Here is a 17,324-nt window from a genome sequence, read left to right on the forward strand (position 1 = left end):
AAGCGGTAGAAGGAGGCGTTGAGCTCCACGGCGTTGAGGCCCGAGTTGGCCGCATACCACCTCAACCCGTCCGGGTTCCAGCCGTACATCCAGCCGCTGGTCCCCACGTAGATCTCCACGGCCCTAAGGACGCCGAGCTATTTGAGGCTTCCGGCCGCGTGAGGCCAGCCTAGGTAGAAGATGGCCAGATAGGTCGCCGCGGCCGAGGCCGCCAGGCAGAGGAGAGACGCCTTGGGGAAGTCCCTGAGGCTCGCGCCGGATCGTCTATACGCCAGATATACGACGGGATGCGCGAAGGGGGAGGCCTATGGGCATCATGGAGGCCACGCCGGCCAACAGCCCTCCTCTGTGGACAACAGAGGCCCCCCAGCAAAGTGGCGGCGGGCACCGCGCCTACTGAGTTCGACAACGCGAGGCCAATCGCGAAGAGCGCAGGCGCGCTCGAGAGATACGGCGCGAGGATGTTGAGGAGGCCCAGGCTCGCCGCGGCGCGGCCTATGGCTATGAACGAGCCCACGAATATCAACGTGTCCCAGAACAAGGCGAATATGTCGATCCTCTCGCCAGTGCTGGCGAGGTATTCGCCGAGAAGGACTATGTCGGCCGAGGTGCCCACCATTCTGCCGCCCAACACCACGGCAAATGCGAGGGGCGACACGTAGGCGGCCGGCGGGGCCCTTAGGCGTTTGGCCGCGTTGAAGAGCATCGCCGACATGGCGAGCAGGACGGCCACGTCGGATATGAGGGCCGATGTGAGGACGGCGGCGAGGTATATCAAGAGGGCCGCCAAGGGGAGGCTCCTGACCCTGGACGATATGGCGGACCCCACAAGCTCCATGGCCCCGACTCGGATACGCCCTATGACCATGGCGCCGAAGAGGGCGACCACAGCGGAGCTCACCAAAAAAGACCTCCTCGATGCGCCCCAAGCCCCACCAGCGCCAAGAGCTCCGGGAAGGCGGGCACGTCGGGCCCATAGGGGATAGACGCTGCGACGACCACGATGCCGGCCACGAGGAGCAGCTGGACGTCTATGTAGGCATCGACGCCGCCCTAAAAAACGTGGCGGGCCGCCGCGCGGATAAACTTTAAATGCCTCCCACTTCAACGGACCGGGGGCCGTAGCTTAGCTAGGTAGAGCGCCCTGGGACTCAGTCCCGGCCAGTCCCGCGTAGGGCTCATAAAGGGCGCCCGGCCCGAGCAGCCGGGAGGCCCCGGGTTCAAATCCCGGCGGCCCCATCCACCGGGCTCTTCCGGCCATCGTCGGCGTGGTCCGACCGGACGTTGGTCGACTCCGCATATCGGCCGCCGTGGCTCCGTGGCTCCACATGTCAGCTAAACTCGACATGTCGACTCAATATCGGCTAACGCACAGCGATCTCCGCCAGCCTCAAGAGGTCTGCCGCGGTTGCCTGTTAGCCGAGGCACCTCTCTGATGTTGCGCGTAGATGCGGTGCGATGTACCCGCGTCGGCGGACTCGGAGAAGCCCCCAAGGGGCCGACGGCGCGCCGAGGCCTTTGAGGCGCCGGTCAGATATCGGACGTGGCGAGGGTCGGCCGCCTGCTCCCCGCGGTCTGTCGACGACTCGATCTGCGGAGCGCCGCCGGGGCCGCTGATCGGCGGCTAAGCTTTTAACCGGCCTCCCGCGGCCGCTAGTGTCGCCTGAGTCGTTGACTAGGCTTGCCTACGTCATGGGCGTCGGGGCTGCGGCGCTCGCCCTCTACCTCCTCCTGAACCCCTACTCGGTGACGACCTACTACTCCGGACCTGCGAGGCCCCTCAACGTGACGCCCGGCGGCGGCCTGGTGCTGCTCGCAATCAACAACACGGGCGGGGGGACGGCCTACGTGCCAGTCTCCGTGGGCGAGGAGGCATACGGCGTGGCTTTCATAAACAACGCGACGTTGGAGGCGCCGCCGGGGCTGTCCATCTACAACTTCTCTTTCGTCAAATATATATACATAAATTATTCCTCGCAAAGTTTATTTATAACAATAAAGAGTATAAAAATATTGATTATAAACAAAATATTAACGGTTATAATGGTTCTGCTCTTTATACTTATGTTCGCATTTCTAGTTGTAGGATATTTATATCAAATCGTCTACAAAACCAAGGGGCCGCGGAACCCGAAAGAGCAATAGTTAAATACGAGACTGCAACATGGCTACATGACATCCCGGAAAGTGGTAATATTGGCGGCCCTTGCGGCCGCCGTCTTGGTGCTGTCGGCGTATCTCTCCACCGCCCAGGCGACGCCGATGCCGCAGACGGTGACGGTGACGGAGATCCCCAACGACCAAGTCCCTCTGTACTTCCAGAGCGGGAGGATAGACCTGCACCTCAACCCGTGGGCTCTGCCCGTGAACATAGTGGCGCAGCTGCAACAGAACCCCAACCTCACCTTGGTGAGCCCCGGCATGATCTCCGCCTACGACCTGCTGTTCAACCCCTACCCAAGCAACAAGACGTTCAACCCCTTCGCCTATAGGCAGTTCCGCTTCTTGATGAACTACCTGGTCGACAGGAGCGGCATCGTGCAGCAGGTGTTCCACGGCCTCGCCACGCCGATGGTGGCCTGGCCCGGCCCCTTCGCCCTCAAGAGCTACATACTCATAGTGCCCTTCCTATCCAGCTACAACATACACTACGACCCGACATACGTCAACGCGTCCATATGGGCTCTCTTCAGGCAGATAAACCAGACCGACCCGGTCTGGCGCGGCAGAATACTGTGGATGAACGGCAAGTGGTACTACATCACGCCTAACTCCACATCGCCGCAACCCGTCACCATAATATTCTTCATAAGGAACGACGATCCGTACCGCTACCAGATGGGCCTCATGTTCTCAGAGGCGCTGCAGTCCCTGGGCTTCACCATCAAGCCCATATACGGCACTCTAACCGACGCGTTGAGCACGGTCTACGGCTCCAATCCCGCCGACATGGGCTGGCAGATATACACCGAGGCGTGGTCCATAACGCCTACGCCTTGGGACACAGGCGCCGGCGCCTCCTTCTGTGCATCCTGGAGCGGCAACATGCCGGGCTGGGGCGAGCCGGGCTTCTGGCAGTACATGAACGCCACGATCGACAACATAACTCAGATGGTGTCATCCGGCAACTTCACCAGCTTGGAGCAGTTCGAGCAGATGTCCGAGACGGCGCTCTCCGACTGCTTCGCCGAGGCCGTCAGGGTGTGGCAAGTGGCTAGATCCGCCGCCTATCCGATCGTCAACAACCTGAAGGACTTCATGCCGTCGGTGCTGGGGCTCGAGACGCCGTACGGCGTCAAGTTCGCCTACGTGCCTGGCAAGAACACCCTCACCGTGGGCATGCTCCACGTCAAGCAGTTCCCGTGGAGCCCCATAGGGTGGATTATATCGATGGACTCCTACACCGCGGACGACGTGCTCGGCTGGCTCTTCGACCCGTTCATGGCGTATGACCCGTTCTCGGGCGAGCCCATGCCGTATAGAGGCGCTTGGTCCGTCCAGCTGAGCCCCAACGGATCGGCCATATACCCCGTCCCGCCCAACGCCGTGGTGTGGAACGCCACCTTGGGCAAGTGGGTGACCGTGGGGCCCGGGCTTATGACCAAGGCCGTCATTAGGTATTACTACAACGGCACCTGGCTCGGCACCAGCTGGCAGAACGGACAGCCCATAACCATGGCCGACGTCCTCATGTACTGGTACTGGACGTTCGACTTGGCCCAAGGAGCGCCGGATCTAGGCGCCAACGCCCAGAACATAGGGGATCTGCAGGGCGCCCTCCAGCCCGGGGTCAGCACGATAGCTGGCGTCCAGTTCTTCCCCAACGGCACGGTGGTGGTGTACTCGACCTACTGGTTCCCAGACCCCAACATAGTGGGTTCCTACTACGCCCCCTACTACACCTGGTCGGTGCCTTGGGAGATATACGCGGCCATGCTCCAAGCCATGAAGGACGGCAAGCTGGCTTTGACGAGGCCCGAGGCTAGGTCCATGAAGGTACCGCAGGTGGACCTCACCGCCAGCGACAGCGCCAAGATACTGGCCGGCTACCTGGCCAACTGGAGCTCGACCGGCTCTATCTGGGACAACGGATCGTGGGCGTGCGTGCCCGGCGTCGGCTGCATGCTGAATGGGACCCAAGCCGCCCAGGCCTACCAGGCGGCCCTCGGCTTCTACAACCAGTACGGCCACCTCTTCATAAGCAACGGCCCCTACATACTGAAGTCGCTGATCTCCACGACGCCGCAGTCGGCTGTCTTCGTCCTGTGGAGCGGATATCCGTTCAACTACACCTACTGGTATAGCAGAATATTCGGCACACTGCCCTCGGTGCCCTCCAACCCGCTGGCCTCCGTGGTTGGGCTGTCGCCGACAACCCTGGTGGTGGGCCAGCCGGCCACCATAACGGCCACAGTGCAGGGCGTCGGGTTGCCGAGCGCGTATGTGTATGTCGCCAACCCGCAGGGACAGGTCGTCTACAGCGGCACCGTCTCCTCCAGCACCCCCGGCCAGCTGACGATCAGCTTGCCCGCAAGCGCCCTGTCCGTGCCCGGCGTATACACGTTGAACATGTTGGTCTACACCGATAAGGTCACAGTGCCGACCACGTATTCGGCGACGCTGGCTGTCGTACCCGCCGTGACGGTGACGACCAGCTCTGTGAGCACCGTGACTACCGCAACTACGGTGACCTCGGCAAGCACTGTCACAACTGCGACCACCGCCACCACCACCGTCGCAGCGACGCCTGGCTGGGTTTGGGCTCTCGTCGCTATTCTGATCATAGTCATAATCGCGGTTGCGGTGCTGGCCATCAGGAGGCGTTGATAAGATAAAATAAAAACCCCCTTTTTCTATATAATCTTTATGGGTCTATTGAGGACTCTGGCCATCAGGTCGGTTAATCTAATCATAATCCTGTTCGCGGTTCTCTTCGCGATATCGTACGCCCTGTCGGGGCCGGCGGCCCAGCTCCTCCAGACTCAGATACAGCTGGAGGCACGGTCGCTCGTCTCGCAGCTGGCCAAATCGGGCCACTACACGCCGACGCAGATACAGGATCTCTACAACTCCATAGTCCAACAGCTCTATAAGGCCTACGGCCTCGACCAGCCTGCCTACATCAGGGTGTTCTATATAATCTACAACATGTTGGTTTTCAACTGGGGCTATTCGTACTTCCCGGACGTATACGGCGTTGCGTCGGGGAAGGTGTCTGATATAATCGCCTCGGCGTTGCCCGGCACGGTGCTTCTCGATACCTTCGGCATCTTGCTGAGCGCTTTCATAGGCGTACAGATAGGGCTTAGGTCGGCCTTGAGGTACGGCAGCAGGGTGGACCGAGCCGTCATGTACTACGGGGCTGTGTCCAACGGCCTGCCCCAGTGGTGGGTTGGCATACTCATGCTGCTGGTCTTCAGCTTCTACCTATCCACGATCAGATCCCCCATCTACTTCCCCTCGGGCGGCATCCTGAGCCCCAAGTATTACTCCATGTGGTTCGCCTCGCCCCTCTCTGTGTTCACGGACCCGGGCGCTCTGGCGGACCTCCTGTGGCACTTCGCGCTTCCGTTGGCCACCGTCCTTATCGCCAACATAGGCGGTTGGGCGTACTTCGCCAGGACCGTCGCTCTCAACACGGCCCAGGAGGACTTCGTGACCTTTGCCAAGATGAAGGGACTGCCCGACGGCAGGATAACCGGGAGGTACATACTTAGGCCGTCCGCGCCGGCCATATTGACGAGCATACTCCTCGGCCTGCCCTTCATAATCTTCGGCGGCTTCATAATAACCGAGGCGGTGTTCCGCTGGTGGGGGCTGGGCTACGTCTACAACCTAGCCATATTTGCGCCGACTCCGGACCTGCCCGTCATAGTGGCGCTGACCTACGCCTCGACTCTGCTGTACATAGCCCTGGTGCTGGTCCTGGAGGTGCTCTACATAGTGCTCGACCCGAGGATAAGGAGCGAGTAGCCATGGCGGCCCGCAGAGAGTTCAGAATACTCGGGATGACGCCAGGGGAGATATGGCGCGGCTTCGTGTCCACGACCACGGGCAAAATCGCCCTGGCGTTCTTCTCGATAATGGTCGCGTTTTCGATCTACGCATTGGTGGCCCTGCCGCCGAATTTCGGCAACCTCTGGAACACCCCGTCGTACTGGCAGGCGAACCCCAAGTACGCCCCGCCCGCCTGGATAAACTTCTTCGCGGGCGACGCCTACGCTCCGCAGATGGCCGTACGCGATTTCAACTTCACCGCCGGCTCCAGCGGAGGCGTGGGCTATGCAGTCATCCAATTCGCCGTCGACGACAGCTATGCCCAACCCTGGAGAAATCTCTACATGATGGTAAGAAGCCCGGCGGTGTATAACGCCTCCACGGTCGCCTACCTCACCGTGGAGAGGCCGGACGGCAAGACGGTGCAGCTGGGGCCTGTATCGGTCAACTCGCAGTTCGTCGCCCTGGGGCTGAGCCCCCAGATAATATCGCAGGTAAGCTCGTTCTATCAGAGCAACTTCGGCGTGCAGAACGCCGTGCCCGCAGGATCCTCCGCGATACCCTACCTCTTCTACACGGTGAGGGGCGGCGATTTGGTCCCGCTGAAGGGGACCTACAGGTTCACAATAACCATGTACTCGTTCAGCGGAAATACCGTACTAAATAGGAAGGACCTAGGCGTAGTTCTGGAGGGCGAGGTGTACGGCCTGATGGGCACCGACTTCCTGGGGCACGACCTCTGGCTGGGGCTTCTGGCGGGCTTCCCCATAGATCTCGCCGTGGGCATCATCACCGCCGCGATAGTGGTGACCCTCGCGATACTCATCGGCATAGTTGCCGCCTTCTACGGAGGCCTCGTCGACGAGGTGCTGACGAGAATCACCGACTTCTTCATACTGCTCCCGGCGTTCCCTCTGCTTATAGTATTCTCGGTGTTGTTCCAGTGGTCCATCTGGGACGCCATAGTCTTCCTGGCCGCGGTGTCTTGGGGAGGCTCGGCCCGTGTGATCCGCGCCATGGTAATGCAGATAAAGAGCTCGCAGTTCATAGAGTCGGCGCTGGCGGCTGGCGCGGGCAGAGGCTGGATACTTAGAAACCACATATTGCCCATGGTCATGCCCTACACCCTCTACCTCTTCGTGGTGAACGTGCCAGGCGGCATATTGACCCTCTCGGCGATCAACTTCTTCAACCTAGCCGGCGCCGAGCTCCCCACGTGGGGCAACATACTGGCCTACGCCAACGAGTTCGGAGCGCTGACGTCCGGCTACTGGTGGTGGGTGGTGCCGCCAGGTCTGTTGATAACCTTCGTCGCCGTGACGTTCATATTTGTGGCCATGGGCCTCGAGCCCGTGGTCAACCCGAGGCTGAGGCACGCGTGACCATGGTGCTCCTCGACGTCAGAAACCTAAGGCTCTACTACCAGACCACCAAGGGCATCCTGAAGGCGCTGGACGGCGTGTCGTTCGAGCTGGAGGAGGGCGAGACCCTGGCCGTCGTCGGCGAGACGGGCAGCGGCAAGTCGACTCTGGCGAAGGCCATAACTAGGGTCTGGGAGAGGAACGTCTCGCTGGTGGACGGGGAGATATACTTCGAGGGCGAGGAGGTGTTGCACATGCCCGAGGACCGCTTCAGGAGGGAGATAAGGTGGCGCAAGATAGCCATGGTGCCGCAGGCGTCCATGAACGCCCTCAATCCGGTGATCACCATCGGCGAGCAGATGATCGAGCCGCTGGTCCTCAGCGGAGTTCCGAAGGGCGAGGCGCTCAGGCTGGCCCAGGACTCGCTGGAGTCGGTGGGCCTCCCGAGGGATGTGGTCGCCCGCTACCCCCATCAGCTGTCGGGAGGCATGAAGCAGAGGGTCGTCATAGCCATGGCCATAATGACGCGGCCGAAGCTCCTGATCCTGGACGAGCCGACCTCTGCGCTCGACGTTATGACGCAGGCCAACATCATGAACTTGCTGAAGGAGCTGAAGGCGCGGCTGAAGCTGACGTATATATTCATAACGCACGACCTGGCGCTGGCCAGCGAGCTCGCCGACTCTGTGGCCGTCATGTACGCCGGGAAGCTCGCCGAGATCGGCAGCTCCGAGGATATGTACGGAGCCCCGGCGCATCCCTACACCCAGGGCCTTATGGCCAGCATGCCCACGCTGAGGACCGACAAACAGCTGGCCTACATACCCGGGGAGGTGCCAAGCCTCATAGATCCGCCTAGGGGATGTCGCTTCCATCCGCGGTGTCCCTACTTCGCCAAGGACAAGGCCTTGAAGGGGCTCTGCGACGACATGGAGCCGCCGGCGTTCGAGCTGAAGCCATGGACGGGCAGGCGGCACCTCGCGGCGTGCTGGCTGTATAAATAGCCATGTCGGCCGAAGGGATGGGCATCGATTTAAATCCGGGATCTCGTGGGGCCATGGCCGCCAAGATGCTCGACGTCTCGGACGCGCCTTGGGTTCGCGCGGACTCGCTGGTGGTGGCGCACAGGCTGAGGCTGTGGTACTCGGTCAAGAGGGGGCTCTTCTCCAAGCCCATATACGTCAAGGCGGTGGACGGCGTGAGCCTGAGCGTGGCTAGGGGCGAGACTCTGGCCGTCGTGGGGGAGTCGGGCAGCGGCAAGACGACTCTGGGCAGGACGTTGATACGTCTGCTGAGGCCCACCGGCGGCGATTTGATATTCGACGGGAGGGACGTGGCGTCCTCCGATGAGTCGGAGCTGCGTAAATGGTTCAGGCGGCGGGTCTCCATAGTGTTCCAGGACCCCTACTCCAGCCTGCATCCCTACCACAGCATCGGCTTTATACTCGAGGAGCCCCTTATAATACACGGAGTGCCTAAGGGCGAGAGGATGGAGCGGGTCTACAAGGCCCTGGAGGAGGTGAAGCTGACGCCGCCTGAGGACTTCGTGAACAAATATCCGCACATGCTGTCCGGAGGCCAGAGGCAGCGCGTGGCGATAGCGCGCGCCACCATCCTCAACCCGGACTTCATAGTCGCGGACGAGCCCGTGTCGATGCTAGACGTCTCGGTAAGGGTGGAGATACTCACCCTCCTGAAGGAGGTCCAGAAGAGGTACAACGCCGCGTTCCTCTACATCACCCACGACATCTCCACGGCGAAGTACTTCAGCGACAACATAGCGATAATGTACGCCGGGAAGCTCGTCGAGTACGGCCCCTTCCGCTCGGTGGTGAAGGAGCCGGCGCATCCCTACACCCAGGCGCTGATAGAGGCCATACCCGACCCCGACCCCAAGAACAGGCTCAGACCCAGGAAGGTGGCCCCGGGAGAGCCGCCGAACCTCGCCAACCCGCCGTCGGGATGCCGCTTCCATCCCCGTTGCCCCTTCGCCATGGATAAATGCAGGAGGGAGGAGCCGCCGATGGTCGAGGTCAGGCCGGGCGTATATACGGCCTGCTGGCTCTACAAGTAGCCGCCCTTCGGCGCCGGCGTGCCCGAATGGATAGGGCCCCGTATAAGGTTCAAGTGCATCCTCTGCGGAGAGTGCTGCAGGCTCTACTGGGTGCCCGTAACGCACGTGGACCTGTGGCGAATAGCCGAGGGGACCGGCCTCAAGCCCCGCGACTTCGCCGCCCCCATACCCAAGGACGCGGTGGGCGAGTGGGGCGTGCCGTCCATCCTCCTCTCCGACGGCCGCCGGCACTACGTGGTGTTGAAGAAAAGGCTCGACGGCCTCTGTATCTTCAACAAGCTGAGCGACGGGCGCTTCATCTGCTCCATCTACGACAGGCGCCCGTCTAGCTGCCGCTTCTATCCCTTCGTCTACATCCCCGGCGACGTGGTGCGCCTAGAGCTGGCCAAGGACGCCGAGAGGTTCTGCCCGGGCATCGGCAGAGGCCCCGTCCGCGACCTCTCGGCGGAGGCCGAGGCGGCCGCCGCGAGGGAGGCGGAGATGGAGAGCTACAGGGAGGTGGCGGATCGGTGGAATGGGCTCGTGGCCTCGTCTAAAGTCGGAGGCACCTTCGACGAGTTTCTGGAGTTCGCCCTGGCGGCGGCCCGCGGCTTAAAGTTTAACTGACGGCCGCATGCCCCCCAGTGGTGAGGCGCGGCGACTGGGTCCTGTTGCTGTCTGAGGACGGCTTGAAGATCGTGGCGAGGCACCGGGGGCGGCTCGAGACCATCAGGGGGTACGTGGAGGCGTCTGCGCTGGACGGCGCAGAGTACGGAGGCGCCGTGACCACGTCCCTAGGCCACAGGTTCTACGTCCTGCGGCCCACCATATACGAGGTTCTGCCTCGCTTGAGGCACGCGACGCAGGTTATATATCCGGTCGACGCCGAGTTCATAGCCTTGGTGGCGGGGATAGGGCCGGGATCCGAGGTGGCGGAGGCGGGCACAGGCTCGGGCTATCTGGCCTCGTTGCTGGCCTGGCGGGTAGGGCCCCAGGGACGCGTCTTGACGTACGAGGTGAGGGGCGACTTCGCGGAGGTCGCATGGGACAACATAAGGTCGCTGGGCCTCGAGGGGATAGTCGACGTGGCGGTCGCAGACGTGGCCGCGGCCGGCTTCGGCGCGGAGGGCCTGGACGCGGTCGTGCTGGACATGGGAAGCCCTTGGTCCGCCCTGGACGCGGCCCTGGAGGCCCTGAGGCCCGGCGGCTCCCTCGTCGTCTTCAGCACGAGCGTCGAGCACGCCCAGAAGAGCGTGGCGGCCATGAGGTCCCGCGGCGTCCTCGACGTCAACATGGCGGAGGTGTCCGTCAGGCCCTGGAAGGCCGAGCCGGGGGAGATGCGGCCGGAGACGCGGGCCATCGTCTTCACGGGGTTCATAATATGGGGCAAGGCGCCGCCCAGCCGAGGGCGGAGGCCCTGAGGCCCGGCGGCTCCAAGCGGTCCGACCGCACACGACGCCCTGGACGTCTGCGTCGGCTCCCCGCGGCGCCTCAATCGGCCGCGAGCCCGTGCGACCTAGACGCCGCCGGCCTAGACGACGCAACGGCCTTCGCCATAAGGTGTTGCCAGATGTGGTTGTGCCGTTGCAATCTCCGCATCGGCCGCAGGCTTTGAAGAATCGTCGTCAAATTCTGAGGCTTTAGTTACGGCTGGAGACCGCCGTGAGTTGCCGATAGTTCTAAGCGCTAAACCTATGGTGGGTGAATTAAGGCTGGAGACTCTCGACATCGTGCATGCCGGCTGGATACTGTCGGCTAGGCGGGGATAACTTTTATTTAGATTTTCTTAAGGCAACGGCGTGGAGCTTATCAGAGAGGCAAGACCTCACAGCAGGAGGAAGCTTGGGGAAAACTTGATGGAGTGGTTCCACTGGCTTCTGCGGGAGGCCGAGATATACGACATCAGGTATCCCGTCAAGGGCGCCTTCGTCTGGAGGCCCTACGGGATGAAGATAAGGAGGAACGTGGAGGCCGTCATCAGGGAGCTGCACGACTCGACAGGCCACCAGGAGGTGCTCTTCCCCGTGTTCATACCCTACGAGTTTTTCAGCAAGGAGTCGCAGCACATCAGGGGATTCGAGTCCGAGGTCTTCTGGGTGTCCAAGGGCGGGGAGTCGGGGGAGAGGCTGCTGCTTAGGCCCACGTCGGAGACCGCCATGATGCCCATGTTCAAGCTCTGGATACAGGACCACAGGGATCTGCCCCTAGCCGTCTACCAGATCGTGAGCGTCTTCAGGGCGGAGACCAAGATGACGAACCCCATGATAAGGGTGAGGGAGATCTCCATGTTCAAGGAGGCCCATACCGCCCACGCGGACAGAGAGGACGCGGAGAGGCAGGTGAGGCTGGCCGTCGACGTCTACAAGAGGATCTTCGACAGGATGTGCGTGCCCTACCTCATCTCGCAGAGGCCCGAGTGGGACAAATTCGCCGGCGCTGTGTACACCATAGCCTTCGACACTATCCTCCCCGACGGGAGGACCCTCCAGATCGGGACGGTCCACTACCTGGGCACGAACTTCTCCAAGGTGTTCGAGGTGACCTACCTGAAGCCCGACGGAGGCCACGACTACGTCCACACGACCTCCTACGGCATATCCGAGAGGAGCATAGCGGCCATGCTCATAGTGCACGGAGACGACGCGGGCACGACGATACCCCCCGCCCTGGCTCCCGTGCAAGTCGTGATAATCCCCATAATCTACGGCGAGGAGAGGAAGGCGGTCATGGAGGCGGCCCTAAGCATCGCCGAGAGGCTCAAGGCGGCCGGCATCAGGGCGGCCGTCGACGAGAGGGAGGACAAGACGCCCGGCTGGAAGTTCTACTACTGGGAGCTCAAGGGCGTCCCCCTGAGGGTGGAGATAGGCAGGAGGGACCTGGAGCAGAGGTCTGTGGTCATCGCCAGGAGGGACACGTTGGAGAAATACTCGGCGGGCTTCGAGGAGCTGGAGGACGCCGTCAAGAAGCTCCTGGCCGAGGTCGAGGAGAACTTGAGGCGCTCGGCCTGGGACAGGCTCATGTCGTCGGTGGTCAAGGCCGACGGCCTCGAGGCGGCCAGGAAGGCGCTGGGCGAGGGGAAGATAGTCGAGGTGCCGTGGAGCGGCGACAACAGCTGCGGCTTGAAGATGGTCGAGCTGCTTCGGGCAGATGCGTTGGGCACTCCGCTGGACGCCCCGGCCGATGTGGGCGGCGCCGATCTGCGCGACCTCGCCTGTCTGGACAAGAGGGCCAGCTACTGGCTTAGGCTGTCCGAGCGCTACTGACGGCCGGGGGCCAGCCCCATCCTCCTGGCCACGTAGGGCGTGCAGAACCAGCTGAGGTAGGGCAGAGGGCCTATGGAGACCCACGTGGCTCTGCCCCTCAGAAACTCCTCGTCCTCCGGCGCAAGGCCGTCTTGGTCCCCCACCACTATCAACGAGCCCCTCGGGATGGAGACCCTATCTATGTCGGTCCCCGACTCGTGTAGATAGAAGACGGGCCCCCGCCACGTCCCCGCCACGTCCCTCAGAGAGGCCGCGTACCTCCTCATGTGGGGCAGCTCCCCGGCGAGCTCCTTCGCGCTCCTCGCCGAGGTCCGCTCGACCTCCACGACGACCCCGTCGCAGAAGGCCAGGTAGACCTTGGACGCGCCTGCCCTCAGGGCCTCAAGCGCGAAGTCGAGGAGGACGTCGGCCCTCCCCCTGACCAGAGGCTCAGGGGGGAAATCCCGCCAGCAGGCCGTGTCGGATTTTATCAGGAAGCTCAAACCGCGAGCGGCGCCCGCCTCTTCCTCTCCTCCCGCGGCCTGACCTTTATCAGGCCGAAGAACACGGCGCAGTTTATGCAGTACGTCCTCGTTATGTAGTACTTGGGTATTATGGCGCCCTGCTTCTCGAGCTCCCTGGCGAGATCCGGCGGGACGGGGCTGTAGGGTATCGTCACCCTGACGGCCTTGGATCTGGGCACGAGCTTGCCGCAGTTGTCGCAATGCAGAGTCGGCTCATGGCCCTTGTCGCCCTTGTGTCTGCCTCGATTTTTCCTCTTCTTCGGCATACGGCCCCAGAACCGGACCTCTTTATAAAAATTTATGCCGGCCTCCGCGCGGCGAATAACATTAATAGCGGCGGGTGGAAGGCGCCGTGATCGAGAAGCTACGTAAATACGTGAATCTCGACCGGCTGGGCGCCCGCATACCCGTCCCGGCCGACGCCGTGACCGCCCTCTCCCTGGCCGTGGCCCTCGTAGGCGTATATCTGACGTGGGTCGGCTGGCCTGCCTGGCCCTTCATAGCTGTCGTGGGGGCCCTCGACGTGCTGGACGGGCCCGTCGCCAGGTCGAGGGGGACCGCCGGGAGGCCGGGGGCCCTTCTGGACTCCACGCTGGATAGATACACCGACGCCTTTATTTTGCTGTACTTCTACCGCTCGGCCCCTCACCTGCTCATCTACCTGGCGCTTCTAGGCACCTTCCTGATAAGCTACGTTAGGGCGAGGGCGGAGTCCCTGGGGCTCTCCATGAGGGGCGTGGGGTTCATGGAGCGGGCCGAGAGGATCCTCTACCTGTTCGCCGCATCGATCGTGGGGCTGTTCGTCGAGGGGGCCCTGGCCCCTGCCCTGTATCTGTACGCCGCGCTGGTCAACGCGGCGGCGGCCTACAGATTCCTCGCCGCATATCTGGCGCTCAAGCGCTGACGCCGTCCCGGCGCCACGGGCGCGGCGGAGGAAGCCTTTTTAACGCCACAGCTTCGGCCCAGTATGAGCCTGGTGGCGAGGATCTCCAACGGCAAGGTGGTGGAGAGGAGGGTCGTGGCTGAGAAGGTGGCTGAGGCCGTCAAGAAGGAGGGGGCGCAGTGGTTGGGCAGATGGAACCCCGCCCTCTCCGACTTCATAATATTGAGGGATTTCGTGACCCTCAGCTACCCGGCGCCGGTGACCAAGGAGCTTCTGGAGAAGATAAGGGAGTTCTCGCCGAAGAGAGTCGGCGATAGGGTCGAGGTCACGGTACCGGTCTTCGAGGTCGTTTACAACAGCACGTGGGCCGGCGACGACATGAAGATAGACGACGCCGTGGTCGTGGCGCCCCATATAGACGACGCCTCCGACGAGCAGATAATCAACTCGATCCTGCAGGAGTTCGCGGCGCCCGGGGAGGAATAATCAGCCCACCAGCTTGCCGACGCCCCTCAGCTCCTCCATGCTGAAGCCCAAAGCCTCCAGCACCTGCTCGACGGTCGTCGCCATGAACTCTATGTATTTGCGGTCGTCGATCTCGTCTATACGGGCCATCTGCACTGGCTTGACGCCGAGCGAGTCCCTGGTCTTAACGTAGGATATCACGTCGCCCCTGCCCAGCTTGACGCCCATGGCCTTGCTCAGGAGCTCCGCGGCCTTGACGTGCTGCGGCTTGTTCTTCGTATATTCGTCCAGGTCCTTATTCAGGGAGGTCTTTATGGCGAGCTTGTCGAGCGTGATCCTCTTCTCGCGCAGCTCCGACTCGTACTCCTTCACGAGTGCGGACACCTCCTCCCTCACCTTGAAGAGGTCGTCGAGCGTGCCGACGTTCCTCAGACGCTCCACGATGTCGTCCATGAGGTCCTTGACGAAGACCGGCGCATTGCGCTTCTTCCCCACAAGCCCCTTTATCACGACGCCGCCGTCCGACGTCACGCCGAGGTAGTTCTTCTTGCGCCCGCTGAAGAGCACGAACCTGTAGACCTTGTCGAGGTCTATGTCTATGCCCAGCTGGGCCGCGTAGTCCACAAGCCCCTTTATCTTCTCGTCGGAAGCCCCCAGCAGGAACAGGCTGTCGGTATCGCCGTATATGGGCTCCATGCCCAGCTCCACGGCCCTCAACACCGTGCTCGTCATGACGTATCTGGCGAGGGCCGTCGTCAGCTCGGCCACGGGCGGGCAGTAGAGCGGGAAGGTCTCGGCGCCGAAGACCCCGTAGGAGGCGTTTATGAACACCTTCATGGCGCTCTGCACGACGTCGTAGAGGGCCTTCTCCTGCGGCGTCGTGGCGCTCTTCGCCAGGCGCTTGTACACGTGCACCCTCAGGTCCCTCAGGATGCCCACCAGCAGGCTGGTTATGCCCCTCCTCCCCCTGCAGATCCAGTGGGGCAGCTCAGCTATGGGCCTCTCGGCCCCCTCCTTGTTCTGGCAGTTGACGGTCTCGTAGGACAGGTTCCACTTGCTTATGACCGAGGGGTACAGGGACGCGAAGTCCAGCACGTATATGTTGAAGAAGACGCCTGCAGGCGGGTCGAGGACCACCGCGCCCGCGTACTTCTTCCCCTTTATCACGGCCTTCGTGTAGGCCTCCCCCCTCGACTTTATTATATCCTCCTTGTTGGGGATGAGCCAGCCCCTCCTCCTGTGCTCGTAGTAGAGCATGTTCCTGATCCAGGCCGACACCTGCGATCTGGTCAGGTCCTCCAGAGGCAGCTTGGCTATCCTGGAGAGCAGCACCATCAGCTTCATGACCAGCTCGTCGTTGTAGAGGGTGAAGTAGAGGGTTATGAAGGCGTCGCGGAAGTTGTACTCGGCCAGCTCGTCGAGGGGCATGGACGACACGACGCCCTGCCTCTCGACCTTCCCGACGCCCAGTATCGCCGAGGCGATCGCGTCGAGCCCCCTCTCGCCCCTATAGACGCCGCCGAAGGCGTAGACCTCGATGGCCTTTATGGCGAAGAACTTATAGAGGTCTATGTGTATGCCGGGCGCCACGGTGACGTAGTCCCTCCTGGCGACCACGGGTATCTCCTCCTTCTTGAAGCCCAGGGCGACCGCCCTGTTGTAGAGATAGGGCATGTCGAAATTATCGCCGTTGAACGTGACCACTATGGGGTACTGGACTATCGTCTTGAACACCTCCGCGACCAGGTCGTACTCGCTGTCGAACAACATTACGTCGAACTCGGCGTCCGAGAGCGCCTTGAGGTCTGCCTCCACGCCCGGCCTCCTCAACAGAAGGACCCTCCGCAGCCCGTCGCTGCCGACGAGCGCCGCCGACACTATCTCGTAGTCGGCCTCCCTGGGGTTGGGGACCTTGTTCTCCTGGGGCGTGAAGACCTCGATATCTATGGCGACCCTCTTTATGTGGGGTATGGGCGCCTGGAAGAGCGGTATCCAGTTGGCGGCCTCGGCCCTCTCGTCGTCGGAGGAGAACACGCTGGAGAGGCTCTTCGCCACCTCCGGCGGTATCTCCACCTCCACCGGCGTCAAGCCGTTGTCCTCGCTGCGGTACCACATGCCCGGTATAATCCCTCTGTCGAACAGATAGCTGTGGTGGTACTTGATCCTGGACTCCCAAGTCTTGGGCAGCATCTCCCTGATGGACCTCCTGCCCCCGCCTATGGAGAGAGGGTCCTTGGCGTATATCTTCGTCGCCGCGATCCTCCTGTCGGACAGCGCGTCGTACTTCTCGACCGCCTCCATGTGGCTGAAGCCCGGGTGCTTCAAAACCTCGGGGTACTTATCGGCGACGACCTCCGGAGGCAGATCCGTCACTAGGTAGGGCCTGTGCCCGCTCTTGTCGTACCAGTAGTAGACCAGATCTCCGGCCGGGTCGTAGAGCTTCACCAAGGCCTTGCCCTCAGCCCCGTCGTACGTGACCGACAGGACTATCGAGGGCGGTATGGAGGTCGAGATGGCGCCCTTTATCCTGAACTCCGCGACCTCCTCGCCCTCGAACTCGCGGACCTCCTCGCCCTCCTCCTCGATGAACTCCTCCTCAAAGGCCACGGACATAAGGACCTGCGTATTTAAAGCCATGCGTCCGGCCGCGTGTTATCTCCGTATACAGCCCGGGCCGCGGACGCCGGAGGGAAAAGTTAATAAAGAGCCGCGTGAAAAGAGAATAATGGTCATTTACGTTTCGCCGCATAAGAACGAGACGAAGACAACGATGTCGACAGACCTCAAGAAAATCCTCCT

At 62.1% G+C, this 17,324-nt stretch carries 15 protein-coding genes, 1 tRNA gene and 1 pseudogene; 12 read left to right on the forward strand and 5 right to left on the reverse strand.

All coding sequences use genetic code 11. The annotated features are described in order from the left end of the window. Positions 1-119 (reverse strand): annotated as a pseudogene (locus B7L68_RS06935) (DUF72 domain-containing protein); the annotation flags it as partial. A 50-nt stretch (positions 120-169) separates the two neighbouring features. After that, positions 170-901, reverse strand: a complete 732-nt coding sequence (locus B7L68_RS06940) for a hypothetical protein (RefSeq protein WP_143615314.1) — start codon at positions 899-901, stop codon at positions 170-172. Positions 902-1,115: 214 nt separating this feature from the next. On the opposite strand from B7L68_RS06940, the gene B7L68_RS08695 reads away from it, so the two are divergent. The 10 genes from B7L68_RS08695 (at position 1,116) to proS (ending at position 12,674) form a co-directional block, all read left to right on the forward strand. Next, positions 1,116-1,239: transfer RNA gene (locus B7L68_RS08695), tRNA-Ile, on the forward strand. Positions 1,240-1,656: 417 nt separating this feature from the next. Beyond that, positions 1,657-2,145: a hypothetical protein gene (locus tag B7L68_RS06950; protein WP_081246957.1), complete on the forward strand. Its 489-nt coding sequence runs from the start codon at positions 1,657-1,659 to the stop codon at positions 2,143-2,145. Between the two features lie 27 nt (positions 2,146-2,172). Next, on the forward strand, positions 2,173-4,827 hold the full coding sequence (locus B7L68_RS06955; protein ID WP_081246958.1) for an ABC transporter substrate-binding protein: 2,655 nt from the start codon (positions 2,173-2,175) through the stop codon (positions 4,825-4,827). Between the two features lie 39 nt (positions 4,828-4,866). Then, entirely contained in the window at positions 4,867-5,973 is a 1,107-nt protein-coding gene (locus tag B7L68_RS06960; protein ID WP_081246959.1) for an ABC transporter permease, read from the forward strand. A 2-nt stretch (positions 5,974-5,975) separates the two neighbouring features. Further along, on the forward strand, positions 5,976-7,379 hold the full coding sequence (locus B7L68_RS06965; protein ID WP_081246960.1) for an ABC transporter permease: 1,404 nt from the start codon (positions 5,976-5,978) through the stop codon (positions 7,377-7,379). A gap of 2 nt (positions 7,380-7,381) precedes the next feature. Next, the gene (locus tag B7L68_RS06970; protein WP_081246961.1) at positions 7,382-8,362 is read left to right on the forward strand and encodes an ABC transporter ATP-binding protein; all 981 of its coding nucleotides are present in this window, start codon (positions 7,382-7,384) and stop codon (positions 8,360-8,362) included. A 53-nt stretch (positions 8,363-8,415) separates the two neighbouring features. Continuing rightward, positions 8,416-9,432 (forward strand): ABC transporter ATP-binding protein, encoded by a 1,017-nt coding sequence (locus tag B7L68_RS06975; RefSeq protein WP_238136367.1) that lies wholly within the window; start codon positions 8,416-8,418, stop codon positions 9,430-9,432. An 18-nt stretch (positions 9,433-9,450) separates the two neighbouring features. Then, a complete protein-coding gene (locus B7L68_RS06980; RefSeq protein ID WP_238136368.1) occupies positions 9,451-10,038 on the forward strand; it encodes a YkgJ family cysteine cluster protein in 588 nt (195 codons plus the stop codon). A 20-nt stretch (positions 10,039-10,058) separates the two neighbouring features. Further along, the gene (locus B7L68_RS06985; RefSeq protein ID WP_238136369.1) at positions 10,059-10,832 is read left to right on the forward strand and encodes a tRNA (adenine-N1)-methyltransferase; all 774 of its coding nucleotides are present in this window, start codon (positions 10,059-10,061) and stop codon (positions 10,830-10,832) included. A gap of 378 nt (positions 10,833-11,210) precedes the next feature. Continuing rightward, on the forward strand, positions 11,211-12,674 hold the full coding sequence (gene proS, locus B7L68_RS06990; protein ID WP_081246964.1) for a proline--tRNA ligase: 1,464 nt from the start codon (positions 11,211-11,213) through the stop codon (positions 12,672-12,674). Here the strand turns inward: proS and B7L68_RS06995 are convergent. Both B7L68_RS06995 and B7L68_RS07000 read right to left on the reverse strand, forming a co-directional pair. Next, positions 12,668-13,156 (reverse strand): RNA methyltransferase, encoded by a 489-nt coding sequence (locus B7L68_RS06995; RefSeq protein WP_081246965.1) that lies wholly within the window; start codon positions 13,154-13,156, stop codon positions 12,668-12,670. The genes proS and B7L68_RS06995 overlap by 7 nt on opposite strands. Next, complete coding sequence (locus B7L68_RS07000) at positions 13,153-13,443, reverse strand: 30S ribosomal protein S26e (protein WP_081246966.1); 291 nt, start codon at positions 13,441-13,443, stop codon at positions 13,153-13,155. Before B7L68_RS07000 ends, B7L68_RS06995 begins: the two co-directional genes overlap by 4 nt. An 86-nt stretch (positions 13,444-13,529) precedes the next feature. Here B7L68_RS07000 and B7L68_RS07005 point away from each other — a divergent pair, with 86 nt between their 5' ends. Both B7L68_RS07005 and B7L68_RS07010 read left to right on the forward strand, forming a co-directional pair. Further along, entirely contained in the window at positions 13,530-14,081 is a 552-nt protein-coding gene (locus tag B7L68_RS07005) for a CDP-alcohol phosphatidyltransferase family protein (RefSeq protein WP_238136370.1), read from the forward strand. 63 nt (positions 14,082-14,144) lie between these two features. Beyond that, positions 14,145-14,546 carry a DUF2286 domain-containing protein gene (locus B7L68_RS07010; protein ID WP_081246968.1) on the forward strand — a complete coding sequence of 134 codons (402 nt, stop codon included), beginning with the start codon at positions 14,145-14,147 and terminating at the stop codon, positions 14,544-14,546. Here B7L68_RS07010 and B7L68_RS07015 read toward each other — a convergent pair whose 3' ends face one another. Then, positions 14,547-17,132 carry a DNA-directed DNA polymerase I gene (locus B7L68_RS07015; protein ID WP_081246969.1) on the reverse strand — a complete coding sequence of 862 codons (2,586 nt, stop codon included), beginning with the start codon at positions 17,130-17,132 and terminating at the stop codon, positions 14,547-14,549. Positions 17,133-17,324 lie beyond the last annotated feature (192 nt).

The organism is Thermoproteus sp. CP80, from assembly GCF_002077075.2.
Classification (GTDB): domain Archaea; phylum Thermoproteota; class Thermoprotei; order Thermoproteales; family Thermoproteaceae; genus Thermoproteus.